At 71.7% G+C, this 23737-nt stretch carries 21 protein-coding genes and 1 riboswitch; of the genes, 12 read left to right on the forward strand and 9 right to left on the reverse strand.

Going from position 1 to position 23737, the window contains the following annotated elements; all coding sequences use genetic code 11:
• Positions 1-8: 8 nt before the first annotated feature.
• Both O7614_RS11630 and pseB read right to left on the reverse strand, forming a co-directional pair.
• Positions 9-1157 carry an aminotransferase class I/II-fold pyridoxal phosphate-dependent enzyme gene (locus O7614_RS11630; protein WP_278142226.1) on the reverse strand — a complete coding sequence of 383 codons (1149 nt, stop codon included), beginning with the start codon at positions 1155-1157 and terminating at the stop codon, positions 9-11.
• Between the two features lie 5 nt (positions 1158-1162).
• Entirely contained in the window at positions 1163-2146 is a 984-nt protein-coding gene (gene pseB / locus O7614_RS11635) for a UDP-N-acetylglucosamine 4,6-dehydratase (inverting) (protein WP_145784310.1), read from the reverse strand.
• A gap of 364 nt (positions 2147-2510) precedes the next feature.
• Between pseB and O7614_RS11640 the strand changes: the two genes are divergently transcribed.
• Positions 2511-4247 (forward strand): hypothetical protein, encoded by a 1737-nt coding sequence (locus O7614_RS11640; RefSeq protein ID WP_278138473.1) that lies wholly within the window; start codon positions 2511-2513, stop codon positions 4245-4247.
• Positions 4248-4349: 102 nt separating this feature from the next.
• On the opposite strand, the gene O7614_RS11645 is transcribed toward O7614_RS11640, so the two are convergent.
• The gene (locus O7614_RS11645; protein WP_278138474.1) at positions 4350-4859 is read right to left on the reverse strand and encodes a GNAT family N-acetyltransferase; all 510 of its coding nucleotides are present in this window, start codon (positions 4857-4859) and stop codon (positions 4350-4352) included.
• A gap of 100 nt (positions 4860-4959) precedes the next feature.
• On the opposite strand from O7614_RS11645, the gene O7614_RS11650 reads away from it, so the two are divergent.
• The 4 genes from O7614_RS11650 to O7614_RS11665 are packed head-to-tail and all read left to right on the forward strand — an operon-like array spanning position 4960 to position 7759.
• Complete coding sequence (locus O7614_RS11650) at positions 4960-5211, forward strand: acyl carrier protein (RefSeq protein ID WP_091401397.1); 252 nt, start codon at positions 4960-4962, stop codon at positions 5209-5211.
• Positions 5208-6473: an AMP-binding protein gene (locus tag O7614_RS11655; protein WP_278138475.1), complete on the forward strand. Its 1266-nt coding sequence runs from the start codon at positions 5208-5210 to the stop codon at positions 6471-6473. Before O7614_RS11650 ends, O7614_RS11655 begins: the two co-directional genes overlap by 4 nt.
• The gene (locus O7614_RS11660; protein WP_278138476.1) at positions 6466-7212 is read left to right on the forward strand and encodes an SDR family NAD(P)-dependent oxidoreductase; all 747 of its coding nucleotides are present in this window, start codon (positions 6466-6468) and stop codon (positions 7210-7212) included. The genes O7614_RS11655 and O7614_RS11660 overlap by 8 nt, the downstream gene beginning before the upstream one ends.
• Positions 7196-7759: a hypothetical protein gene (locus O7614_RS11665; RefSeq protein WP_278138477.1), complete on the forward strand. Its 564-nt coding sequence runs from the start codon at positions 7196-7198 to the stop codon at positions 7757-7759. Before O7614_RS11660 ends, O7614_RS11665 begins: the two co-directional genes overlap by 17 nt.
• A gap of 83 nt (positions 7760-7842) precedes the next feature.
• On the opposite strand, the gene pseI is transcribed toward O7614_RS11665, so the two are convergent.
• On the reverse strand, positions 7843-8895 hold the full coding sequence (pseI, locus tag O7614_RS11670; RefSeq protein ID WP_278138478.1) for a pseudaminic acid synthase: 1053 nt from the start codon (positions 8893-8895) through the stop codon (positions 7843-7845).
• A 133-nt stretch (positions 8896-9028) separates the two neighbouring features.
• Positions 9029-10198 carry a glycosyltransferase gene (locus O7614_RS11675; protein ID WP_278138479.1) on the reverse strand — a complete coding sequence of 390 codons (1170 nt, stop codon included), beginning with the start codon at positions 10196-10198 and terminating at the stop codon, positions 9029-9031.
• A gap of 299 nt (positions 10199-10497) precedes the next feature.
• Here O7614_RS11675 and O7614_RS11680 point away from each other — a divergent pair, with 299 nt between their 5' ends.
• The 5 genes from O7614_RS11680 (at position 10498) to O7614_RS11700 (ending at position 15565) form a co-directional block, all read left to right on the forward strand.
• Positions 10498-11706 carry an acyltransferase gene (locus O7614_RS11680; RefSeq protein WP_278138480.1) on the forward strand — a complete coding sequence of 403 codons (1209 nt, stop codon included), beginning with the start codon at positions 10498-10500 and terminating at the stop codon, positions 11704-11706.
• 94 nt (positions 11707-11800) lie between these two features.
• Positions 11801-12181, forward strand: a complete 381-nt coding sequence (locus tag O7614_RS11685; protein ID WP_278138481.1) for a hypothetical protein — start codon at positions 11801-11803, stop codon at positions 12179-12181.
• A gap of 213 nt (positions 12182-12394) precedes the next feature.
• Positions 12395-13165: a hypothetical protein gene (locus O7614_RS11690; RefSeq protein ID WP_278138482.1), complete on the forward strand. Its 771-nt coding sequence runs from the start codon at positions 12395-12397 to the stop codon at positions 13163-13165.
• Between the two features lie 284 nt (positions 13166-13449).
• Positions 13450-13591, forward strand: a riboswitch (cyclic di-AMP (ydaO/yuaA leader).
• Between the two features lie 233 nt (positions 13592-13824).
• The gene (locus tag O7614_RS11695) at positions 13825-14673 is read left to right on the forward strand and encodes a C39 family peptidase (RefSeq protein ID WP_278138483.1); all 849 of its coding nucleotides are present in this window, start codon (positions 13825-13827) and stop codon (positions 14671-14673) included.
• A 145-nt stretch (positions 14674-14818) separates the two neighbouring features.
• Positions 14819-15565, forward strand: a complete 747-nt coding sequence (locus tag O7614_RS11700; RefSeq protein WP_278138484.1) for an alpha/beta hydrolase — start codon at positions 14819-14821, stop codon at positions 15563-15565.
• A gap of 4 nt (positions 15566-15569) precedes the next feature.
• Here O7614_RS11700 and O7614_RS11705 read toward each other — a convergent pair whose 3' ends face one another.
• From O7614_RS11705 to O7614_RS11720, 4 genes are all read right to left on the reverse strand, one after another.
• Positions 15570-17240 (reverse strand): CDP-glycerol glycerophosphotransferase family protein, encoded by a 1671-nt coding sequence (locus O7614_RS11705; RefSeq protein WP_278138485.1) that lies wholly within the window; start codon positions 17238-17240, stop codon positions 15570-15572.
• A 33-nt stretch (positions 17241-17273) separates the two neighbouring features.
• On the reverse strand, positions 17274-18791 hold the full coding sequence (locus O7614_RS11710) for a bifunctional cytidylyltransferase/SDR family oxidoreductase (RefSeq protein ID WP_278138486.1): 1518 nt from the start codon (positions 18789-18791) through the stop codon (positions 17274-17276).
• Between the two features lie 135 nt (positions 18792-18926).
• The gene (locus O7614_RS11715; RefSeq protein ID WP_278142227.1) at positions 18927-19727 is read right to left on the reverse strand and encodes an ABC transporter ATP-binding protein; all 801 of its coding nucleotides are present in this window, start codon (positions 19725-19727) and stop codon (positions 18927-18929) included.
• Positions 19728-19737: 10 nt separating this feature from the next.
• Entirely contained in the window at positions 19738-20631 is an 894-nt protein-coding gene (locus O7614_RS11720) for an ABC transporter permease (RefSeq protein WP_278138487.1), read from the reverse strand.
• A 178-nt stretch (positions 20632-20809) separates the two neighbouring features.
• Here O7614_RS11720 and O7614_RS11725 point away from each other — a divergent pair, with 178 nt between their 5' ends.
• Both O7614_RS11725 and O7614_RS11730 read left to right on the forward strand, forming a co-directional pair.
• Positions 20810-21448 (forward strand): TetR/AcrR family transcriptional regulator, encoded by a 639-nt coding sequence (locus O7614_RS11725; protein WP_278138488.1) that lies wholly within the window; start codon positions 20810-20812, stop codon positions 21446-21448.
• Positions 21449-21587: 139 nt separating this feature from the next.
• Complete coding sequence (locus O7614_RS11730) at positions 21588-23714, forward strand: DUF6077 domain-containing protein (protein ID WP_278138489.1); 2127 nt, start codon at positions 21588-21590, stop codon at positions 23712-23714.
• The last annotated feature ends 23 nt before the right edge of the window (positions 23715-23737 follow it).

Consider the following 23737-nt stretch of genomic DNA (forward strand, 5'->3'; position numbering starts at 1 on the left):
GGTTCCCATCAGGCGGCGGAACGCACCGGACCGACCCGCAGGGCCGCGGTCAGCGCGTCGATGACGCGATCCTGGTCGGTGTCGCTGAGTCCCGGGTAGAGCGGCAACGACAGCTGCTGCGAGTAGAACGACTCGGCCACCGGGCAGGACCCGCGCCGGTAGCCCAGGTCGGCGAAGACCGGGTGCCAGTGCACCGGGACGTAGTTGACCTGGACGCCGATGCCGGCCGCCCGCATCCGGTCGTACACCTCGCGGCGACGGCCGTCGAGCACCCGGATCGGGTAGAGGTGCCAGACCGGGTCGGCCCACGACTTCCGGTTCGGCAGCAGCACACCGTCCAGGTCCGCCAGCGCCTCGTCGTAGCGGGCGACCAGCGCGGTCCGTCGCGCCTTGAACTCGTCGAGGCGGCGCAGTTGACTGCGGCCCAGCGCGCAGAGCACGTCCGGCAGGCGGTAGTTCAACCCGAACTCGTGCACCTCCTGGTGCCAGCCGCCCTCGTCCGGGTAGCGCAGCTCGTCGCGGTCGCGGACCACGCCCACGCTGCGGAAGCGGCGGGCCCGCTTCAACACGGCCGGGTCGAGCGCCGCGACCGCACCGCCCTCGGCGGTGGTCAGGTTCTTCGTGGGGAAGAACGAGAACGTGGTCAGGTCGGCCAGCGAGCCCACCGGCCGGCCGTGGTACGTCCCGCCGATCGAGTGCGCCGCGTCGCCGAGTAGCAACGCGTCGGTGCCCACCATGGACTTGCGCAACGCGTCGTAGTCGGCCGGGTGGCCGGCGTAGTCGACCGCGGCGACGACCTTCGTCCGCGAGGTGACCGAGTCGGCGACCGCGGCCGGATCGAGGCAGAAGGTCTCGTCGTCCACGTCGGCGAACACGATCGTCGCGCCGAGGGCGACGGCGCTGCTGGCCGTCGCCACGAACGTCATCGGCGAAACGACCACCTCGTCGCCCGGGCCCACCCCCGCGGCCGCGTACGCGACGTGCAGCGCCGCCGTGCCGTTGGAGACGGTGGTGACACCCACCCCGCCGGTCCATCGGGCGAGGTCGGCCTCGAAGGCGTCCACCTGTGGTCCGGTGGTGAGCCAGTCGCCGCGCAGCACGTCGGCGACGGCGGCGATGTCCTCCTCGCTGACCGACTGCCGGCCGTACGGGAGCATCCCCGTCATGCGGTGATGCCGAGCATGTCGCGCAGTTGCTCGACGGTGAGCCACTCGTCGTTGGTGTCCGACTGGTAGGCGAATCCGTCCGGGACCGGGTCGCAGTCGACCGGCGGCTGGTAGCCCCAGGTGGCGATGGTCGGCTGGACGATGAACCGGCCGTCGGCGCGCAGCGTCCGCCGGCTGTCGTCGGGCGCGATCATCTCCTCGTGCAGCTTCTCGCCCGGACGGATCCCCACCTCGTGGGTGGTGGCGTCCGGGGCCACGGCCTCGACCAGGTCGAGGATGCGCATGCTCGGGATGCGCGGCACGAACAGCTCGCCGCCCTGCATCTGGTCGAACGAGTCCATGACGAACTGAACGGCCTGGTCCAGGGTGATCCAGAAGCGGGTCATCCGCTTGTCGGTGATCGGCAGGCTCTTGCCCTCGGCGGCGAGCCGGCGGAACAGTGGGACGACCGAGCCGCGGCTGCCCACCACGTTGCCGTAGCGCACCACGGCGAACCGGGTGGGGTGCTGGGCGGCGTAGTGGTTGGCCGAGACGAACAGCTTGTCGCCGACCAGCTTCGTCGCGCCGTACAGGTTGATCGGGCTGGACGCCTTGTCGGTGGAGAGCGCGATGACCTTCCGGACGCCGGCCTCGATCGCCGCGTCGACGACGTGCTGCGAGCCGGTGATGTTGGTGGCGATGTACTCGGAGGGGTTGTACTCCGCGGTGTCCACCTGCTTGAGGGCGGCGGCGTGCACCACGTGGTCGACACCGTGCATCGCCCGGGTGAGGCGGTGCCGGTCCCGGATGTCGCCGATGAACCAGCGCAGTCGCGGGTCGTCGCCCAGTTGCTGGCGCAGCTCGTACTGCTTGAGTTCGTCGCGGGAGAACACCACCACGCGGGCGGGGTCGGCCTCGGTGAGGATGTGCTGGAGGAAGGTCCTGCCGAAGGAACCCGTTCCTCCGGTGATCAGAATGGACGATCCATTCAACTCACTCAATTTGGTGCTCCCGTGTTCGTGGATGAACGAGCGGCCCTCGGCCGGCCGACCGGGGTGCGACGGTAGCCACGGCGGGTTAACTTCCCGGCGCTCGCCGGTTAACCGCGACCCCTGCCCCCGTGAATGCCGGGCACCGTCCAGGCGAACACTTCCGCGTAGCGCGCAACCGGCCTGACCGGTCCGGGTCGGGCCGTTACAGTGGCCGCGCGGGAGACTCGGCAGCCGTGTTCGTGGCCGGTTCCCGCGTTCATCCGACATCCGCACCGCCTGGTGCGGGCGGTTCATCCCGAGCGTCACCGACGCGGGCCCACCTGCCCGCGGAGTCCGCGCGGGCCGGATCCGGCTGGCAATTCTGGAGGCGTTGATGGCATCCGGTAGCGACGTGATCGAACGGCCGGAGGTGGCAGCGGCGACACCGGACGCCGCACCCGCTCGGCGCTGGGTGGTGCCGCTGCTGCTGGTCGTCGGTTGGGTGCTCAGCGTCGCCTGGCGGATGTGGCTGTCCCGGCACATCGTCCTGCCGATCGCACACACCGACGAGGACAGCTACCTCAACACCGCCCGTGCTCTGGCCGGCGGGCCGGGCGGCTTCAGCAGCGAGAACGACCTGCTGCGTCGGGTCGGCTACCCGATGCTGATCTCGCCGGCGTTCCTCGGGGACCGGGACTTCTCCGACAGCTACCGGATCGTCCAACTGATCAACGCGATGATCAATTCGACGCTGCTGCCGCTGGCGTACCTGCTCGGTCGCCGCCTGCTCCGGCTGCCCCGGTCGTACGCGCTGCTCGGTGCGGCCGCGGCGGCGACGCTGCCGGCCACCGCGTTCTACGCCGGCGTCGCGATGATCGATACGGTGATGGCGCCGCTGGTGGTCGCCTGGCTGCTCGCCGTGCACCGCTGGATCGACCGGCCCGGCCCGCTCGCCGCCGCCACCGTCGGTCTGCTGGTCGGCGGGTTCCACCTGCTGCACTCCCGGGGTCTGGTGATCGTGGCGGTGCACGCCGGGTTGGTCCTGCTGCTGTTCGTCCGCCGTCGGATCAGTCCGCCCGCGGTGCTCGCGGCGCTGCTGCCGGTGCTCGCCATGGCGCTGGTCAACGCGGCCGCCATCCGCTACCTCGGCGACAAGGTCTACCTGCTCGGCAGCACCCCCGGCGGTGGCACGGTCGAGGCGGTCGCCTCCGCGCAGGGTGTGGTCCGGGTCGGTGCCGCCGTCGCCACCCAGCTCTGGTACCTCGTGGTGATCACGTTCGGCATGGCCGGGGTGGCCTGGGCCGCCGCCGTCCGCGAGCTGTGGCGGCCACGGCACGGCGACGCGACCCGCTGGACGATGGGTGTGGCGCTGGTGGTGACCGTCGGGGTCGCCGGTGGCGCGTCGGTGATCCTGGCCGGCATCACCGGCAAGCCGCTGGACGCGATCTACGGCCGCTACGTGCAGATGCTGGCGCCGTTCTGGCTGCTGGTGGGGCTCGCGGTGCTCCTCACCGCCGGCCGCCGGGTGGTCCTGCGTCGGGCGGCCGTCGCGGTGGCCCTCCTGGTCGGCGGCGGTGCCCTGATCGCCGTCCGGCTCGCGTACGTGGCCAGTCGCGGCCACTACCTACGCTACGGCGGTTTCGGCGCACCGGACCTGATGGCGTTGACCGGGAGTTGGCGGGAGATGCGACCGGTGGTCGGGTCGCTGGTGGGTATCGCCGGCTGCCTGCTGCTGGTCGCCGCCGTCCTGGTGCCCCGGCTGCGGATGCCGGTGCTCGGCGTACTCGTCGTGGTCAACCTCGCGACCATGCAGGTGATCGACCAACACACGGTGCGGCCCGCCGTCGCGAGCAGCGCGCCGACACCCCAGGTCGCCGACCTCGGCGTACGCCCCGGCGAGCGGGTGTGGGCCTCGACCGGCGTCCACTACATCATGCGGTTCAACCTCAGCCACCAGGTGACCTGGACCGACGTCCGGTGGTTCGGCGACCAGGAGCCGCCGGCGGCGGCGCAGGTGGTGTTCGCCCGGTGGGCACCCGGCCAGGCCGACGACTGGGACGGCACCGCGTACGGCTTCGTCCGTCTCGGCGGCAACCCGGTGCAGCACTGGGCGGCCTGGCGGCGCGCCTGACCCGCCCCGACCCGGTGGACACCGTTGTTCGTGAACAGCGGATGTCCACCGGGAGCATGGCCGGTTAATGAATTCGGTCCGCCCTGGAAATATGTGCGCCAATCAGCGTTGGCGGCGGTCGGCTCGGGCCAGGGAAATCGGGATGATAGTGATTTCCCGACCGTCGGACAACTCCTGTCGTGGGGTGCCCTCGACAAAACGGAAACGCCGGTTCATCTGTCGTACGACGGTATTGTGCCCGAGTACCTCCCCGTCTAGGCGGTCCAGGTGCAGCCCGTCGAAGGCGTACTCGACGGCCTCCCGCATGACCCCCAGCCAGGCGGGCAGCGTCTCGCCCCGACCGTCCAGCCCGTCGGCGTCCAGGTAGAAGCCCCACGCCCCCGTCCGTGGGCCCTCCAACCGCAGGTCGAAGAAGGTGACCACGCCGCAGGGGCGGTCGTCTCGGACGTATATCAGAACCCGCCGGGACGGGTCGTCGCGGACCGCCGACCACCACCGGGCGTGCTCCTCGGCGGTGATCTCGTGGCTGGTCTTGCTGACCTGACGGTTGGTTTCCTGATTACGCCAGAACAACATCAGGTGAACGTCGTCCGCTGTCGCTTCGCGCAGCACGTGCGTCTCTCTTTCTTAGCTGTTCACGTCCGGTCCCGGCACCCTACCCGTGCCTACCGGCACCGCAGATATGCATTCGTTGGGTTGTAGACTCCGGCGCATGAACGAATTGAGTCGCGCGCAGATTCGCGACCTCATGGCTCAGGTGTTGAAGAACCAGGACAAGGAACTGCCCGCGGACGACGCGGCGCAGTTGCGGGAGATCGGCTTCCGGTCGCTGGACTTCTCCGAGCTGGCCCTGCGGGTGGAGGACGAGACGGGGGAGGAGCTCAACTTCGACGCGCCCGGCCTGCGCCGCATCGCCACCGTCGGAGACGTGCTCGACTTCCTCGTCGAGCTGCAGCACCAGTGACCGTCGCGACGGCGGGCCACCGGACACCGGCGGGCCCGGAGCCGGCTGGCGTCGACAACCGGCTCGTCGTCGGCGGCGCCACGCGGACCTGGCGCACGCTGCCGCTGCCGACGCTTCCCGACCCGGCCGCGGTGCTCGCCCACTCCGCCGTGCACGCGCTCACCGCGGCCCGGCAGCACGCCGTGTACGGCACCGAACTGCTGCTGAGCAGCGCGAGTCGGGTCGACGCGGCGATGCGTACCGAGCTGCTCGACGCCGGGTTCACCGTCAGCGTCCTCGACGACGATGGGGTGCACCCCAGCGTCCCGGCCCGGCCGCGAGCCGCCGAGCCCGGCCGGCTCTGGTTGCTGACCTCGGGTTCGACCGGGCGTCCCAAGCGGGTCGGGCACACCCTCGACACGTTGACCACGGTGCGGGCCGACCAGCCCGACCGGACGTGGCTCTGCCCGTACGCCCCCGGCACGTACGCCTGGTGGCAGGTCGTCACCCTGTCGCTGACCCAGCCCGGGCAGCATCTGGTGGTGGTCGAGCCCGACGAGTTGGACGACTGGCCCACGATCGCCGCCGCGCACGGCGTCGACGCCGCCTCCGGCACCCCCACCTTCTGGCGTCGCACCCTCTACCGCGACGCCGCCGCGTTGGCCCGGGTGCCGTTGCGCCAGATCACCCTCGGCGGCGAGCCGGTGGACCAGGCGATCCTGGACCAGCTCCGGGACATCTTCCCCGCGGCCCGGATCTCCTGGATCTACGCGTCCTCGGAGGTGGGGGCGTCCATTGTGGTGCACGACGGACGGGCCGGGTTCCCGGTCGACTGGCTGGACCGGGAGACCCCGGGCCGGCCAACGCTCTCCGTGGTGGACGACGAGCTGGTGGTCACCTCCCCGTTCCACGGGGCCGGTTTGGCCGGCCCGGTCCGTACCGGGGACCGGGTGCAGGTGCGCGACGACCGGGTGCTGATCACCGGCCGACTGGACTCCGACGAGATCAACGTGGGCGGCAGCAAGGTCTCCGCCGGCGTGGTCCGCGGTGTGCTGGCCGAGCATCCGTCGGTGGCGTGGGCCCGCGTCACCGGCCGCCGCGCACCGGTGCTCGGCCGGATGGTGGTCGCCGAGGTGGTCCTCGCCCCCGCCGACCAGCCGGACACCGACGAGGCCGCGCTGGTCCGCTGGTGCGCCGACCGGCTTCCCGAGCACGCCGTGCCACGTCGGATCCGCGTGCTGACCGAGATTCCCGTCAAGGAGACCCTGAAGAGCGATGTCTGACACCCAGCTCGTCCCACCCAGCTCCGTGGTCCTCGTCTCCGGGGGCTCCCGGGGGCTGGGCCTGGCCATCGTCACCGACCTGCTCGATGCCGGCGTACGGGTGGCCGCTTTCGCCCGCAGCGTCACCCCGGAACTGGAGAAGCTCGCCGCCGAGCACCCCGACCGGGTGCATGTCGGCTCGGTGGACGTCACCGACCTGCGCGCCGCGCAGAGCTTCGTCCGTGACGCCGAACAGCGTCTCGGCCCGATCGACGGTGTTGTCAACAACGCCGCGATGGGCCAGGACTCGCTGCACGCGCACACCGCCGCCGACGACATCGCCCGGATCATCGAGACCAACCTGACCGCCCCGCTGCAACTGACCCGGCTGGTGATCCGCCGGATGCTCGCCAAGGGGCTCCGCGGGCGGATCGTCAACATCACCTCGATCTGCGGGCAGCGGGGTTTCCCGGGTCTGGTCGCGTACTCGGCCACCAAGGGCGGCATGGATGCCGCCACGCGCTCGCTGGCCCGGGAGTTGGGCGGCCGGATGCTGGTGAACTCGGTAGCCCCCGGCTTCTTCGCCTCGGAGATGTCCGCCGTGCTCGGCCCGACCCAACTCGACCAGATCGTGCGCCGCACCCCGACCGGTCATCTGACCGAGCCGGAGGAGGTCACGCCGGTGGTGCGGATGCTGCTGCGCGAGCACACCAACATCAACGGCCAGGTCATCGTGGTGGACGGTGCCGCCGCCAGCTGACCTGCGGCCGGGTCTCCTCGCGGCTGAACCGGCGATGCCGGTCGGCGGCGCCCCGGCGGCCGCGTCGCCGGGGGCGGGCGGCACCGCCCTGCCGCGTCCGGTGCCGGGCCTGTTGGCCACCGCGGAGCAGCACCTCCGCATCGGGTCACCGGCCGCCCTGGCCGACGCGGTGACCCGCAGTCACCTCGATGACGGCCGCTGTGTCGGCTGGTACGGCCCACCGGTCCCCGGCTGGCGGGTGGCGATCGACGCGGAGCGCGCCGACGCGCCGGTGCCTCCGGCGCTGGCCCGCCGGTTCGGCACGGGTGAGTTCTGGGCCCGGTGGACCCGAGCCGAGTGCTGCTGCAAGCTGGCCGACGTGCCGATCGCGACCTGGTGGCGCTGGCACGGGCTGGGCGTCCCGGCGCACGGCGGCGCACTCTGGCGAACCCTGCGGCTTGCCGACCTGGTGCTCACCGTCGGCTTCGCCCCCACCCCCACCCCACCCCGCCCCACCCCCAGCTCCGTCGATCATGGAGTTGTGGTGCCTCACAAAGCGGATATTTAGTGTCTAAAAGTCCACCACAAGTCCATGATCGACGCGGCAGGGTGGGGCGGGGTGGGGTGCGGGTGGGGCGGGGTGGGGTGGGGTCAGATTTGATTCCAGCTCAGCGGGGTGCCGCGTGGGACGTCGGTGGTGAAGGTCCGGCCCAGCACCCGGTCGATCTCCACCGGCGCCAGCCCGCCGGCCGGTCGGATCGACCTGACGTTCTGGGCGGTCACCGGGTCGCCGGCCCGCACGTCCTCGACCACGAACAGCGAACGGCGGAACCGCAGCCCCTCCCGCTCGGCCGGGGTCGGGCCGATCGCGGTGCCACCCAGCGCCGCGTACGCGCGGCCCGACTCGGCGACGAGGGCGGTCAGCTCCGCCGGGTTCAGCGAGAAGTCCGAGTCCACACCGCCGTCAGCCCGGTCCAGCGTGACGTGCTTCTCGATGAAGCACGCGCCGAGCGCCACCGACGCGACCGCCACCCCGATGCCGGGCGTGTGGTCGGACAGCCCGACCGGCACGTCGAACGCGCCGGCCAGCACCGGCAGTCGGCGCAGGTTGCTGTCGGCCGGCGGCGCCGGGTAGGACGCGGTGCAGGCCAGCAGGACGATGCCCGCCGCACCACCATCCCGGGCGGTCCGCACCGCGGCGTCGATCTCGGCGACCGTCGCCATACCCGTGGAGATCACCATTGGTTTGCCCGTGCCGGCCACGAGCCGGATCAGCGGCAGATCCACCAACTCCGAAGAAGCGATCTTGTACGCGGGCGCGTCCAGCGACTCCAGCAACTCCACGGCGGTCGCGTCGAACGGTGACGAGAACACGGTCAGACCACGCTCGCGAGCCCGTTCGAAGATCGGGGCGTGCCACTCGTACGGGGTGTGCGCCCGCTCGTAGAGGCGGTACAGGTTCTCCCCGCCCCACAACTCGTGCCCGCTGGAGATCCGGAACGCCGGGGTGTCGACGTCGATCGTGATGGTGTCCGGCCGGTACGTCTGGAGCTTCAGCGCGTGCGCCCCGCTCGCGGCCACCGCGTCGACGATGGCCAGCGCGCGGTTCAGGTCGCCGTTGTGGTTGCCGGACATCTCGGCGACCACGAACGGTCGTTCCCCGGCCCCGACCGCGTGCGGTCCGATCTTGATTGTCGCCGTCATTCCGACCTCTGCTCGGGTACGCCCGCACCGTGGTGCGGTGGTGCTGTCGTCGTCCGCCCGGCGGGTGGACGACCTGGAAAACCAGGGCGCCGGGAGCCGACCCGGCTCCCGGCGTGTGGTGCGGTGGAGGCGTTCACGACAGGCGGCTCCCGGCCAGCGCGTCGCGCCGCTGCGTGGTCGTGACGCCCTCATCCGTCGTCGCGGCGCCCGCCCCCCGACCCGGGTCGTCGTCGGCGGTGACCGAACCGCTGCCGGTGTCGACGTCGCCCGCGGGGCTGGGGCGACGCAGGCGACCGGCGACCCGGTGCGCCTGGCGCAGAGCCGAGTACGCCAGCCAGTCGCCGCGCCCCACGAGGCGGTGCTTGAGCCCGGTCACGCCCGACGGCAGCGGATAACCGCCGGCGGGCAGGTACCGGCGGTAGTGCTCGGCGGCCCGGTGGAAGAAGTCCCGCCGCAGGTGTGGGTGCAGCCGGCCGTCGTTGCCCACCACCACCAGATAGTGGTTGATCATCAGTTGGAACAGCTCGGCCTGCAACCGCTCGTCCGGGTGCTTGCGGGCGACCCAGTCCAACAGTCGCTCGTACTGGGTGAACGCGTCGAAGTGCCGGCCGCTGCGGGTCGAGGTGATCGCGCCGTGCCGACCCTGCCGGTACAGGTAGCAGACCCGGTCCAGCACGGAGATCTTCTCGGCACCGATCAGCAGGGGGTGACTGAACGGGATGTCCTCGTACCAGCCGGGGAAGAAGCGCAGCTCCAGGTGGTCCAGGAAGTCCCGCCGGACCACCTTGTTCCAGGCGGTGTGCTGCACCCGCAGCAGCTGCGGCTGGTCGTCGAGACGGGTCACGCCCCCGATGCCGCGCAGCAGATGACTGCTCGCGTCGACCTCCCGCCGACCGTCCTCGTGCACCCGCAGGTGGTCCAGCATCAGCACGTCGGGCTGGTGCTGACGCAGCCGGTCCAGCACCGCCGCGATCGTGCCCGGCGGCAACCAGTCGTCGCTGTCGACGAACCAGACGTACCGGCCGGTGGCCACGTCGAGCCCGGCGTTGCGGGCCAGGCCCAGACCCACGTTGCTGCTCAGGTGCACGACGCGGACACCGTCGCGGCCGGCGGCGTAGGAGCGCAGCATGTCGCCGCAGCCGTCCGGGGAGGCGTCGTCGACGGCGATCATCTCGACCGTGTCCGACTCGCCCGCCGGGATGTCGGCCCGAATCGACTCCAGGCACTGGTACAGGTACGCCTCGACGCCGTACACGGGCACGACGATGCTCAGCAGCGGTGCGTGCGTCGGCTCATTGACCACGCCCGCCACCTTTGACGGTCCGGGTGGCCGAACCCGGAACCTGACGTGACCGCCGATGGTGGAGTCCCTGAACTCCCGCCCAGCGGAAGGTTAACGGCGGCCGGCCCGCAGTTCACCAGTCCGGCGGCCCGGGGCGCCGTCGGCGGGCGGGACGCGTCCGGTTCACCCGGGAGTGACCCGGTAGGGTGCCTCGGTGCGGCCCTGCCGGGCCGTCGCGGGCGTCGCCGTCGCGCCGTCCGACGCCGCGCCGAGGAGGATACGGACGTGCTGGTGACCCTGCCGAACTTCGGGATCCCGGCATGACCAGCGCCGCTGCGGTGTCGACCGCCCGGCCCGCCGCGCCCGCCCGGCTGCCCTCGCTGACCGGGCTGCGGTGGATCGCCGCGTTGCTGGTCTTCGGCTTCCACGCCGGCACCATGCGGATCATCGCCGAGCCGGACTACAAGGCGGTGGTCGACGCGCTGTTCACCCTCGGCCTGTCCGGGGTGCAGTTCTTCTTCATCCTCAGCGGGTTCGTGCTGGTCTGGTCGGCCCGGGTCAGCGACTCCCGGCGCACCTTCTGGCGGCGTCGAGTTGCCAAGATCTACCCGAACCACCTGGTGCTGTGGGGAGCCGCGCTGCTGGTCGCCTGGTGGTTCGCCGACCCGGTCCTGCCGACGGTCGCGCTGGAGAACCTGCTGCTGTTGCAGGCTTGGGACCCCCGGATGGGCTGGTTCTACAGCGTCAACACGGTGAGCTGGTCGCTCTCCTGCGAGTTCTTCTTCTACCTGTGCCTGCCGTTGGCGCTGCCGCTGCTGCGCAAGGCCCGTCCGAAGCTGCTGTGGGTGCTGATCGTCGCGCTGCCGCTGCTGATCCTCGCGCTCTGGCCCGCCCAGCAGTTGGTGCCGGAGGTGAGCCGGTGGTGGTTCACCCAGATCTTCCCGCCCGTACGGTCGCTGGAGTTCTGGTTGGGTGCGGTGGCGGCCGAGCTGATGCGCCGGGGCCTCTGGCGCGGCCCGGGGCTGACCGTCGCCAGCGTGATCTTCGTGGGTACCTGGGTGGCAGCCGCGCAGTGGATCCCCGCGGAGTTGTGGACCACGCTGCTCGCGGTCGCGTACCTGTTGGTGATCACCGCCGCCGCGGACGCCGACGTACGGGACAAGCGGTCGCCGTGGCGGTCCCGGCCGCTGATCTGGCTCGGCGAGGTCTCCTTCGCCTTCTACCTGGTCCACGTGCTGGTGATGACCAGCGTGCTGCGCTGGAGTGGTGACTGGGGGACCGGCTTCACGGGCTGGCGCGGCCCGGTCGTGGTGCTCGGCTTCCTGGTGGTGAACCTGGTCCTCGCCGGGCTGCTGCACCGCTTCGTCGAGACGCCGATGATGCGTCGGCTCGCACCGCGCCGCCCGGCCCGTCCGACGGCTGTCCCCCGACAACGCGCGGCCGAACCCGACGCCGTCGGCGCGCGGACCGACGCGGCCGGCGAGAGCGGGCAGACCAGCGGTCGATCAACGTACGTCGACTCGCGCTGACACCGTCCACCCTGCTCAGTGGGGGTTCGGCGCGGCGTGCGGCGACACGCCCGTGATCGGTGCGCGGAGGTCGGCACGACGGTAGCGTGGGGTCGTGCTCCCGGTCGCGTTCACCTGTCCGTTGTGGTGGGTGGCGCGCTGGGCGACGCGGGTGCTGACCAGCCTCGCCGTCGTCGCGGCCCTGGCGCTCGGCGCGGGCCCGGCCTCGGCCGCCGTGCCACCTCCGTTCGCCCTCGGCGCACTTCCGGCAAGCTGCCCGTGCACCTGCGCGCAGGAGGCCGTGCACGAGGCGCAGGGGGCGACCGAGGGGCCGGTCGAGGAGGCCTCCGCGGCGTGGTCGGTCGCCGCGCAACCCGCGCCCCCCGAGGCCGGCGTCGCGAGCGGGTCGTTGCCGGTGCGCACGGCCGGGTCCGACCGGCTGCCCCTCGTCCACGGCCCGAGCGGCCGGGCACCCCGGGCGCCACCCGGGCGCTGAGTCGCCTGGGCGCCACCCGGGCGCCGAGTCACCTGGGCGCCACCCGGGCCTGAGTCACCCCGGGCGCCACCCGGGCCTGAGTCGCTCGGGACGAGCGTCCCGCCGCCGCGCCTGTCGACCCACCAACTCCGCGCCCCACCGGCCCGTGCTCCGCCGTGGCCCGGTGGCCGGCGCGACTTCCCATCGCACTGCTCTCTCCCCGAGGTGCCGACCATGGAGACCGCTGTCTTCTACCAGTTCGTGACCGAGGTGCCGCAGGCCGCCGCCATCTGGTCCACCCTGTTCCTGCTCGCCCTGGGCGTGCTCGCCCTGTTGGTGGCCCGCCCCGAACGGGACCGGCCCTCGGACGATCCGCGCCCGGCCGCCCCCACCGCCCGGGAGGTGGCCGCCGCGGAGGCCGTCGACCGGCGTCGGTACGCCGAGGAGGTGGCGGTCGCCGCAACCGGCGCGGCCAGGACCGCGCAGCGGCGACGCGCTGCCTGGCTGACCGCTCAGGAGGAGATGGAGCGGGCCTGGGGCGGTTACGAGGAGGCGGACACCGCCGCCCGTCGCTTCGCCGGTGCCGGGGCGCTGCCCACCCCGTACACGCCCCGAACCCCGGCCGAGTACGCCGCCCGGGAGCGTTATCTGCACCGGGCGGCGATGGCGGCGTACTGGCGGGGCGACCTGACCATGACGCAGCTCGGCGACGTGTTCGCGCACCGGCGCGGCTGGGACCCCCGGCGGCACCCGGTCGAGCAGGAGGTGCTGCTCAGCCGGGCGATCCGGGACGCGAGGCTGGCCGACTACGAGACCGCGGCGGCCCGGGAGCGGGCTGCCTGGCGGGACGCGGAACTGGCTGCCGACTCAGCGTGCGTCCTCGCCACCGAGGCCTACGCGGCGGCGGCCCGGCTGCGACCGAACCCGCTATCCGCCCGGCGATCGGTGACCGGTGCGTTCCGACCGGCTGTCGTGGCACGGTGGCGCCCGGCCCGGGTGAGTTGAGCCCGATCCGTGACGTGAGCCGGCTCACGCTGACGGGGAATCGGGCGTCCGGCGCGATCGGCGCGATTCTTCCGGTGATTCTGGTCGCGTTCTCGGCGGCCTGTCCGGTTATCGCCCACAGGCGTCGCCGCATCCGCTTGTCCCATCGAGTCACGTCATCGGCAATACGCGCAGAAATTGCCGCCCCGATTTAGGTTTACGCAGGTGAACCTGGCTTGGCAGGGCGTGGAGTGACCAGTAGTGTCGTCCCGTCCGGTGCGGTAACCGATCGCAAGAGGCGACGCCGCGCCGACCCGCTCAATCGTGATGAACGAACCGGGGACCCACTAGTAAGTCCGGGGTGAATCCGCGAGCCACGGCCCGCGGTAGGGCGATCTTCCCGCCCGAATCCGTCAGCTAACCCGGTAGGCGGTGTCGGAAGGAGTTCCATCCTCGTGCAGCACCTTTCCACCCCTCGGTTGTTCCCTCGCCTCCACGGCGCAGCGGTGCCCCCGCTCATTCGTCCAGTGACGGTGAGCTGACCCCCCGGGTCATCGCCTGACCGCCCGGCCGCGCCGGGCGTTCCCCTGAGCGGTTCACCATCCGCGGACCACGGTCCGCGCGCTGGCGCCTGCCCGGATGCCGGTCCGGTCGCCGGTGTGCCGCTCTCCCCCCGATCCGTGGAGGACCCCGTGAAGCACACCCTGCAGCGTCAGCTCCGCCGTTTCGCCACCGAGCGCCCGTACCAGATCGTCGCCGCCTCCGCCGCGGCCCTCGCGATCGCCACCACCACCGGCGCCCTGCTCACCACCGCCGACGACGCACCCGCAAACCAGCGCACCGCGACCACGGTCGCCGAGATGCGCAGCGACGTCGCCGCCTCCCGCAGCGAACTGCGCGAGGCGTCCCCGTCGGCCAGCGCCGCGCCGACCACCGCCGCCCCGGCCACCAGCGCCGCCGCGCCGGTGGCCAAGGCCAAGGCCAACCCGGACCTGACCCGCAAGCCGACGCCGCCGAAGCCACCCGCGACCAAGGTGCTCGACTACGACTACGAGGCGCAGAACACGTACTACAACTGCGGTCCGGCGGCCACCCGTAACGCGCTCAGCGCCGCCGGTATCGACCGCACCCAGGAGGAACTCGGCGCCGAACTGGGCACCACCGAGATGGGCACCAACTCGGCCGAGGACACCACCCGGGTGCTCAACGCCGAGGTGAAGGGCTCCCCGTACCGGACCCGGATGTTCGCCGGCGCGCCCAGCCCGGCCCAGATGGACCGACTCCAGGCCGATGTCGTCAAGGCCATCACCGACGGCCGTGGCGTGGTCGCCAACGTCGTCGGCGACGCCACCGACACCGACGGCGGTTGGCACTCCTACGGCGGCGGGCACTACATCGCCGTCGTGGGTTACAAGGACAACGGCCGCACCGTCCGGATCGCCGACTCGGCGAACGCGGCCGACCCGTCGTACTGGATCACCACCATCGACCTGGCCAACTGGATCGCCAGCCGGGGCTACTCCGCCTGACCCGGGCACGCTGGATCGCCGCGGGCGCCGTCCCCCACAAGGGGCCGGCGCCCGCGGCGTCTTCGTCGGTGCCGTCGGTGTCTCGCCGGGAGTTGCGGGGATGACGACTCTCGTACCGGGCCGTGAACCGTGGGAGACTGCGGCCGTGGTGGATGAATCGGGTGGTCAAGCCGGTCGCGGGCCGGTCCTGCTGCTCCTGCACGGGATGGGTACGACCGGGGACGTCTGGTTGCCGTGGGCACCGTTGCTGGAGCAGCGCTGGACGGGGCGGTGGCTGGCACCGGACCTCGCCGGCCACGGCTGGGCGGGGCCGCTGCCGTCGTACACCTTCGCGGGGTTCGCCGACCGGATAGCGCGCGGCCTGGCGGCCAGTGACCGGCTGGTCGTGCTCGGGCACTCGCTGGGCGGTGTGGTCGGCCTCGCGCTGGCCGCCCGCGCCGCCGGCACGCCGGTGGACGCGGTGGTCGGGCTGGGCATCAAGGCCGTCTGGTCACCCGACGAGCTGACCCGCGCCGCCGACCTCGCCACCCGCCCGGTCAGCTGGTTCGCCACCCGAGCCGAGGCGGCCCGCCGCTACCTGCGGGTGTCCGGCCTGGCCGGCCTGGTCCCGCCGGACCACCCGGTGGTGGACGCCGGCCTGCGTCAGGTCGACGGCCGGTGGCGCCTCGCCATGGACCCGACCGCGTTCGCCGTCGGTGAGCCCGACCTGGCCGCGCTTCTCGCGGCGACCGACGTGCCGGTCGTGCTGGCGCGCGGGGAGCACGACCCGATGGTCACCGACGAACAGCTCAAGGAGTACGGCGTACCGGTCACCACGCTGCCCGGTCTCGGCCACAACGCCCACGTGGAGGACCCGGCGGCGGTGCTGGCGCTGCTCGACCCGTACCGCTGAGGAGCTACACCGGTGTGGGCGCGGCCAGCTCGTCCGTCGCCGTCAGCTCCCGGCGCGCGGCGGTGAGGAATGCCTCGGCGTACGACTCGGCCGGGAAGTCGCCCAGGTAGCGGCGGCGGGTGGCCCAGCGCGCCTCGGCCAGCGGGTCGGTGTCCAGCAGGTCCGTCAGCACACCGTCCACGTTGGACATGTCCCGGCGCAGCACGTAACCCGAACCGGCCAGCGGGAACCGCTGCACGAACCGGTCACCCGCGTCACCCATGTCGGTGACCGCGTACGGCTTGCCGGAGTAGAGGTAGTCCGAGATCACCCCGGACACGTCGGAGACCAGCGCGTCGGAGGCGTTGACGCACTCGGTGAGGCTCAGCTCCCGGGCCGCCGCACCGAACACGTGCTGCCGGCCGGTGCGGGCCCGGTCGGCGGCCAGCACCTCGGTCAGCCGGCCCAACTGGCGCGCCGACGCCGGGTTCTGCGCGGTGTACGGGTGAGCCCGCAGGATCACCGTCGCACCGCGCTCCAGCAGCCGGCGCAGCAACTGCTCGGCCACCGGCAGCGAGCAGTAGTCGGCGTCGGCGTGGTGCCCGGTCCAGGTGGGGGTGTAGAGCACCGTGGGGTGGGCCAGGCCCCGGGCGGGCTCCGGGCGTACCTGGATCGACTCGACCTGCGGGCGACCCACCACCACGAACTTCTCCGCGGGGATCTGCACCCCGGCGCGGGCGTACCTGTCGATCGCGGCCGGGCCGGCCACGAAGATCCGGTCGAAGATCCCGGACACCGGGTTGGCGCTCGGCGCCTTGTCGCTGTCGCCGTGGTGCAACTGCACGTGGGTGAGCTGGGTGAAGCGGATGCAGTGGCTGTTCTTCGCCCCGTGGTTGACGTAGAACGCCGCCCGAATGCTCGGCACCAGGGCCTCGTCCATGGCCCGCAGGGTGGGGCAGTAGACCACCGGAGCGTCGGTGGCCGCCGCGATCGGTGCCAGGAACTCCGGCTCGCGGAGCACGACCAGGAAGGGCCGGCCGATCCGTTGCAGGTACGGCAGCCACATGGTGACCTGGTATTCCGAGCCGGGCGGGGCGGAGAAGTAGAGCACGAACTCCGGCTGGTGCCGACGCAGCGCGCGGCCCACCGCCCCACCGCCGACGCCCGGCCGGAACCGCCGCCGAGCCAGGTCCAGGGCGACCGTCCCGGCGCCCGCACCGACCAGCAGACTGGCGACCAGTGGCACCACGGCAGGCACTGTCAGCGCGGCGGCGAGGGCCACCACGGCGAGCAGCCCGAGTAGCGCGGTGCCGAGCTGGTCGGCGACCAACGGCGTCCAGGCGCGAACCGGCAGGTTCGCCGTCCGCATCTCCAGATTGCCGGCGGTACGCAGCGGCCCCACCAGCAGCACCAGCCCCAGCAGGACCAGTGCGGTGGCGACCAGCGCCAGGTCGACACCGTCGTCCAGCCGACGCCAGTAACCCACCAGGACCGCGGCGGCGATCAGCGTCGTCTCCGCGACGAGGTCAGCACCGGGCCGGATGCGCTGCTCGACGGCCGAGGCGACCACGGCCGCGACGGCCAACGCCAGGCCCCAGCCGGTGCCGTCGGTGAGCGCCAGCACGACGAAGGCCAGCACGGCCAACCCGGTGCTCAGGCAGCGGGCAGCCAGCTTTCGGACCAGGTCGCCGCGCATGTCGCTCCGTTCGTGGTTCCGCAGCCGTGGGCGTCAGTTGGCCGACGCCACGTCGGCCGGCGTCTCGACCTGACCCGGCCCGGCCTGCGCCGGCACGCTCGGCGTGGCCCCGTCCCCGGGCGCCCGGCGTACGTCGATCACCTGGCCGGTCAGGTCGGAGATCAGCACGTCCAGGGACGACTGGGCGACGGCCTCCGCGGCGAGCAGCGTGTGCTCCGGCTCCTCGCCGAAGGCCCGCGTCCGCATCGGGGTGGCGGTCCGCTCCGGGTTGATGCAGTTGACGCGTACGCCGACGTCGGCCCACTCGTCGGCGAGCGCCTGGGTGAGGTTGACCAGGGCGGCCTTGGTGGCCGAGTAGAGCGCGTAGCGGGCCCGCCCCCGGGTGTAGGAGCTGGAGGTGTAGAGCAGCAACTGACCCTTGGTCTGCTGCAGATAGGGCAGCGCCTGGCGGGCGATGGTCACCGGGCCGACGAAGTTGACCTGGAGCACCCGGTCCATGGTCTCCTCGTCCATCTCGGCGAGTTCGCCCCGCTCCAGGATCCCGGCGGTGACCACCACGTGGTCGATCCGACCGGTGGCCTCGAACGCGGTCGTCAGCGCGGCCTCGACGTCCTCGGCCCGCTCCACGTGGGTGCCGGTGCTGGAACGGCTGAACGGGAAGACCTGGGCGCCGAATCGACGGGCCAGCTCGGTCAGCTCGTGGCCGATGCCGTAGCTGCCGCCGAACACCACGATGGTGCGGCCGGTCAGCTCCTCGCTGTAGCTGCGGTGGTCGGTCAGCCGGGGTGCCTGCGCCGCCGCGAGCTGGAAGAGCTTGTCGGCCAGGTGCACGTCGACCGGGTGGGTGACCTTGATGTTCTCGTCCGAACCGTCGATCACCTTGATCGGGGTGCCGGGCAGGTAGCGCAGCACCACGCCGCAGTCGTCGGTGGCGGCGAAGTTCGGGTCACCCTCGGCGATGCGGTACGCCTCGCGGATGGTGGGGGAACGGAACGCCTGCGGGGTCTGCCCCCGGCGCAGCCGGGACCGCACCGGGATGTCGGTGATGCAGTCGTTGTCGTCCACCTGGATGATCGTGTCCGCGGACGGGATGGCCACGTCCACGGCGTCGTAGGTCCAGAGCGCGTTGACGCACTCACGCACGATCCGTCCGCTGAGCAACGGGCGCACCGCGTCGTGGAAGAGGATGTTGCAGTCCGCCGGGCCGACCGCGTCCAGCGCGATCCGGGTGGTGGCGTTGCGGGTGTCACCACCCTCGATCACCTTGGTGACCTTGCGCAGGCCGGCCTTCTCGACGATCTGCTGGGCGTCGTCGACGTGACCGGACGCCATCAGCACGATGATCTCGTCGATCTCCGGTGCCGCCTCGAAGACCGCCAGGGTGTGCTCGATGATCGGCTTGCCGGCGATCTTCAGCAGCTGCTTCGGGATGCCGAGGCCCAGCCGCGTGCCGGTGCCGCCGGCCAGAACCACGGCCACCGTCCGCGAGGGCCGCCACGGCGTCGGGGTCTCCGCTTCGGCGTCCGGGCCAGTGGTCTGGTCCTGCGTCATTGCCGGATCCTCACTCTCAGGGATGCGTAAACGGAAGGTTCCGCCCGAGCGGCGACGGGATGAACCTTAACGCGCGGACCGCGCCGCCCCAACGCGGGCGACGCGGTCCGTGGCGTCGTGTCGATGCCGAAGGTGCTACTTGCTGTTCGCGTACGCCTCGTAGGCGCGGACGACCTCGTCGGTGGGGCCGTCCATCCGCAGGACGCCCGATTCCAGCCAGATCGTCCGCTCGCAGGTGTCGCGTACGGAGGAGAGCTGGTGGCTGACCAGGAACACCGTGCCCGCGCCCTCGCGCAACTCCCGCACCCGCTGCTCGCTGCGCTTGCGGAAGCCCTTGTCGCCGGTGGCGAGCGCCTCGTCGATGAGCAGCACGTCGTGCTTCTTGGCAGCGGCAATGGAGAACCGTAGCCGGGCCGCCATGCCGGAGGAGTACGTCCGCATCGGCAGGCTCGCGAAGTCGCCGCGCTCGTTGATCCCGGAGAACTCGATGATCCCCTCGGCCTGCTTGGCGACGTCGTCGGGATGCATGCCCATCGCCAGGCAGCCGAGGGTGACGTTCCGCTCTCCGGAGAGGTCGTTGAGCAGGGCGGCGTTCACGCCCAGCAGAGACGGCTGCCCCTGGGTGTAGATCGCGCCCCGGTTGACCGGCAGCAGACCGGCGATGGCCCGCAGGATGGTGGACTTGCCGGAGCCGTTGGTGCCGATCAGCCCGATCGCCTCGCCCCGGTACGCGGTGAAGGAGATCCCCTTGACCGCGTGCACCTCCCGGATGTTCGGCGCGGAGGTGCGCTTGACCAGTCGGCGCAGCGCGGCCACCGGCGTGGTGCCACCGCCGGCGCCCTGGTGCACCCGGTAGATGATGTGCGCGTCGTCCACGACGACGGTCGGGATGCGCTCCTGCGTCGAGGTCATCGTCGCGGTCGCCTCGATGGGCATGTCGAAGTGCTCAGCCACGGCCGTACTCCTGTTCCCCGCGCCAGAAGTAGATGAAGCCGCCGACCCCGGCGACCAGCGCCCACCCGGCGCCGACCAGCCAGAGCTGACCCAGCGACTCGTTGAGCAGCGGCGCCTCCTCGAGCAGCGTGTACCGCGCCAGCTCGATGTAGACCAGCAGCGGGTTGTACTGCACCAGCGTCGTCGCCCAGGCCGGCAGCCGCTCGAAGAGGCTGACGCTGTAGAGGACGCCGGAGCCGTACATCCAGGTACGCAGGACGAACGGCATGACCTGCTTGAGGTCGCTCGACTTGGAGCCCAACCGGGCCACCACCAGCACCACGCCGGCGTTGAACACCGCCTGCAGGATCAGGGCCGGCACCAGCAGCAACCACTCCAGCGTGATCGGCTCGCCGGTGACCAGCACGATGCCGATCAACACCACCATCGAGGCCAGCAGTTGCTGGAACTGCGTCATCGTGGTGGACAGCGGCAGGCTGGCCCGGGGGAAGTGCAGCGCCCGGATCAGCCCCAGGTTGCTGCTGATCGACTGGGTGCCGGCCAGGACCGCGCTCTGGGTGAAGTTGAAGATGAACAGCCCGGTGGTCAGGTAGGCGATGTAGTTCGGGATCTCGTTCTGCGCCAGCACCACCCCGAAGATCAGGTAGTAGACCGCCGCGTTGGTGAGCGGGGTGAGCACCTGCCAGAGCTGACCCAGCTTGGCGTTGCTGTACGAGGCGACCAGTTTGGCGTTGGCGTACGCGGCGATGAAGTGGCGGTACGCCCATAGTCGGCGGCTGTACTCGACGACGCTGGGGCGCTCACCGGCGACCCGTAGCCCGTGTCGAGCGGCCAGCTGCGCCTGGGTCAGGCCCGTGTCGGGGTCGACCAGCGCGGTGGTGGCCATGGAAATGGCGCTCCGATCTCTGTGCAGACGGGGTGGCTCGCGACGATGGGATCCTAGTGGGAAATGTGCGCGGGGCGCCGCCTCGTCGCTGCGAGGACAGTAGTCCGAAACACGTCGGGACGCAACCGTATCGTCGTTGCGTTACTCTGGTCCCCGTGACCTGCGATAAGAGCCCTGGATGACGACCGAGAAGAGGCGGGCCCCGGCCGGAGCGGCGGTGCTGCGCGACGAGATCACCGCAGCGATCCGGCGTGCGCTGATGCAGGAGCTCGCCGCCGTCGGCTACGGCCGGCTCTCCATCGAGGCGGTGGCCCGGCGGGCCGGCGTCAGCAAGACGGCGATCTACCGCCGGTGGAGCTCGAAGCTCGACCTGGTGCTGGAGATCGTCGCCGCGACGGCACACGGCAAGCTGCCGGCGCTGGACACCGGCACCCTGCGCGGTGACCTCGCCCTGCTGTTCCAGGCGGTGGCGCACGCGCTGCGGCACCCGCTGGCGTCGCAGATCATCCCCGACCTGCTGGCCGAGGCCGCCCGCAACCCGAGCATCGACGAGATCCTGCGCCGGGTGCTGCACGCGCGCCAACAGGAGATCGGCGGTCGCCTGGTCACCCGTGCGGTCCAGCGCGGCGAGCTGCCCGCTGACACCGACCCGGACGCGGCGATCGACCTGATCGTGGGTCCGCTCTACTGGCGGCTCGCCATCGCCCGGCTTCCCCTCACCGACGGATACCTCGACGACCTGGTCGAATCCGTGGCCGCCGGGCTCGGCGCCGACGGTGCCCTGTCCCGCCCTCGGGCGGCCCCGATCTCGGGTTGACCAGTCACCCGACACTCGGCCGCCTGCCGCGGCGGTCCGTCTGTCCGATTCCGCTAGGCTGCCCACTTGGCACCCGGCTGTCATCGATCAGACATCCGCTTTTCGCCCTCAATTCGCCGCCGGACGACAAGGACGCCCCGTGACGCAAGTCGAAGACGCTGTTGCGACTCCAGCGCCAGCCGACCAGAGGAACACCGCGAGCGCGGGTGCTCGACCCGGCGGTGGCAGTCGGCGCGGTCTGATCGGGCGGCTCAACGCCGCGGTGGCCGGCACACCCGTCGTGTTCACCGACGCGGCGGTGGTCAGCTTCGCCATCTGGACGCTGCTCTACCACCTCAACCTCGGCCTCAACCTGCGCCCGTCCGTCATCTTCCTGGTCTGGGTCGTCCTGCAACCGGTCGCGGCGTACGTGGCCTGGAAGCTGCGCCGTCGTGACGTGGCCCCCCGGCCCTCCGACGACGAGGCGGTGGCCAGCCCCGCCGACGCTTCCGTCGACCGTGCGTCGCTGCTGCGTCGTTACGCCCTGCCGGTCGTCAGCGCGGTCGGCGCCGCGAGCTTCGCCGCCTTCGGCAAGGGGGCGTTGAGCTGGTGGTTGGCGGCCGGGATCGGTCTGGTGTCGGTGGTCTCCGCCTGGCTGGCGCTGCCCCGGGCCGCCGGTAGGTCGGCCGGCGCGGTCGCCGCCGCGCCCGTCCGGGCCACCACCCCGGTGCAGGGGTACGTGGTCCTCGTCGTCTCCCTGGCCGCCGCGTACTTCGGCACGTTGATCAACCGGGTGTCCCTCGACGACGTCTTCTACGTCGGCAAGTCGGTCTGGGTGGCCGAGCGGGACACCATCCCGTTCAAGGACTTCCTGTTCACCGAGGGTGTGTTGCCGGGCGGTTCGGCGAACCCGCCGCTGCCCTCGTTCGAGGTGTTCGTCGGGGCGCTGGCCCGTGCGCTGCACGTGCACACCGCGTCGGTGCTGTGGTACCTCCTGCTGCCGGTGCTGGCCGTCTTCGCGGTCCTCGCCCTGTGGCGTCTCGTGCAGCGGTGGGCCCCGCGACGCCCGCTGGTCGCGTTCGGCGTCGCGGCAGCCTACATCCTGCTCGTGGCGTACTACGCCGACGCTCTGAACACCTACCACCTGCCCCGGCTCACCCAGGGCAAGAGCGTCTTCCTGCACGCTCTGATCCCCCTCACCTGGGTGTACCTCACCGACTACCTGGAGCACCGCTCACGGCGGGCGCTGGTCCTGCTCACGTTGCTCTCCGTCGCCAGCGTCGGCTACACCACCACCGCCGTGTTCCTCCTGCCGCTGCTCGCCGGGGCGGCCGGGGTGGCGCTGCTGGCGACCCGGCGACTGCGGGAGGCCGTCCTGTGCTTCCTGGCCGCCTCGGCCTACCCGCTGCTCTCCGGCGTGCTCGTCCAGGTGCTGCGCGGTGGTGTGGAGGAGGCCGCCGCGACGTACTCGCCGCTGCAGGAGCTGCGGACCATCTACGAGCTGACCCTGTGGCTCGGCGTCCTCGGTCTCATCGGCGGGCTCGCCGTCTGGTGGTCTCCCCTCCTGCTCCGCCGGGGTGTGCCACAGCAACTCGCCGTCGGTGCCGCGCTGGCGGTGACGGTCCTGATGGTGCCCGGAGTGTTGAAGCTCGGTGGTGACCTGAGCGGTCTCACGGCGGTGCTGTGGCGGGTGCCGTGGATCCTGCCGGTGCCGGCGCTCGTCGGCATCCTCGCGGTCATCCGCCTGCCCGGGCCGGCCCGGGTGAACCAGGTCCTCGCCGTCGCACTGCCCGTGCTCCTGGTGTTCGTCTTCTACACCCAGGGCAAGCCGATGTGGTACGGCGGGAAGGCCGTCGAGACCAGCCCGACCTGGCGGATGCCGCCCAACCGCAAGGCCGCCTCGTTCTGGATCAAGCAATTGGACCGTCCCGCCGGCCTGGTGCTCGCCCCGTCGTCGGTCATGCGGTCGCTTCCGATGGTCACCACGGAGGTCCGGGTGGTGCTGCCGCGGGACCTGTACCTCACCGACTACGGCCCGACGACGCCGTTCGCAACGGACCGTCTGCTGCTCGCGCAGTTCGCCGACGGCGAGCCCGTCGACAGCTCCGCGGTGGCCGGGGCGATGGACCGGGTGGGCGTGGGCATGGTCTGCGTGTGGAAGGGCAACACCGCCGTCCCCGCTGTCGCACCAACCCTGGGGCTGGAGCCCTTCGCGTCGCGCAAGGCGCCGGGGGCGATGGTCTGCTACCGCGTCGGCGCACCCGGCTCGGCAACCGGTGGATCCTGAGGACAGTCGCGTTGCAGGGTTTT

The organism is Micromonospora sp. WMMD961 (genome assembly GCF_029626145.1).
Taxonomy (GTDB): Bacteria; Actinomycetota; Actinomycetes; order Mycobacteriales; family Micromonosporaceae; genus Micromonospora.

What these genes read in the sequence shown, in the direction of transcription:
- O7614_RS11630 (WP_278142226.1), bottom strand. Translation starts at nt 1,157, where the DNA reads ATGCTCCCGTACGGCCGGCAGTCGGTCAGCGAGGAGGACATCGCCGCC.
- O7614_RS11640 (WP_278138473.1), top strand. Translation starts at nt 2,511, where the DNA reads ATGGCATCCGGTAGCGACGTGATCGAACGGCCGGAGGTGGCAGCGGCG.
- O7614_RS11650 (WP_091401397.1), top strand. Translation starts at nt 4,960, where the DNA reads ATGAACGAATTGAGTCGCGCGCAGATTCGCGACCTCATGGCTCAGGTG.
- O7614_RS11660 (WP_278138476.1), top strand. Translation starts at nt 6,466, where the DNA reads ATGTCTGACACCCAGCTCGTCCCACCCAGCTCCGTGGTCCTCGTCTCC.
- pseI (WP_278138478.1), bottom strand. Translation starts at nt 8,895, where the DNA reads ATGACGGCGACAATCAAGATCGGACCGCACGCGGTCGGGGCCGGGGAA.
- O7614_RS11680 (WP_278138480.1), top strand. Translation starts at nt 10,498, where the DNA reads ATGACCAGCGCCGCTGCGGTGTCGACCGCCCGGCCCGCCGCGCCCGCC.
- O7614_RS11690 (WP_278138482.1), top strand. Translation starts at nt 12,395, where the DNA reads ATGGAGACCGCTGTCTTCTACCAGTTCGTGACCGAGGTGCCGCAGGCC.
- O7614_RS11705 (WP_278138485.1), bottom strand. Translation starts at nt 17,240, where the DNA reads ATGCGCGGCGACCTGGTCCGAAAGCTGGCTGCCCGCTGCCTGAGCACC.
- O7614_RS11710 (WP_278138486.1), bottom strand. Translation starts at nt 18,791, where the DNA reads ATGACGCAGGACCAGACCACTGGCCCGGACGCCGAAGCGGAGACCCCG.
- O7614_RS11715 (WP_278142227.1), bottom strand. Translation starts at nt 19,727, where the DNA reads ATGCCCATCGAGGCGACCGCGACGATGACCTCGACGCAGGAGCGCATC.
- O7614_RS11720 (WP_278138487.1), bottom strand. Translation starts at nt 20,631, where the DNA reads ATGGCCACCACCGCGCTGGTCGACCCCGACACGGGCCTGACCCAGGCG.
- O7614_RS11725 (WP_278138488.1), top strand. Translation starts at nt 20,810, where the DNA reads ATGACGACCGAGAAGAGGCGGGCCCCGGCCGGAGCGGCGGTGCTGCGC.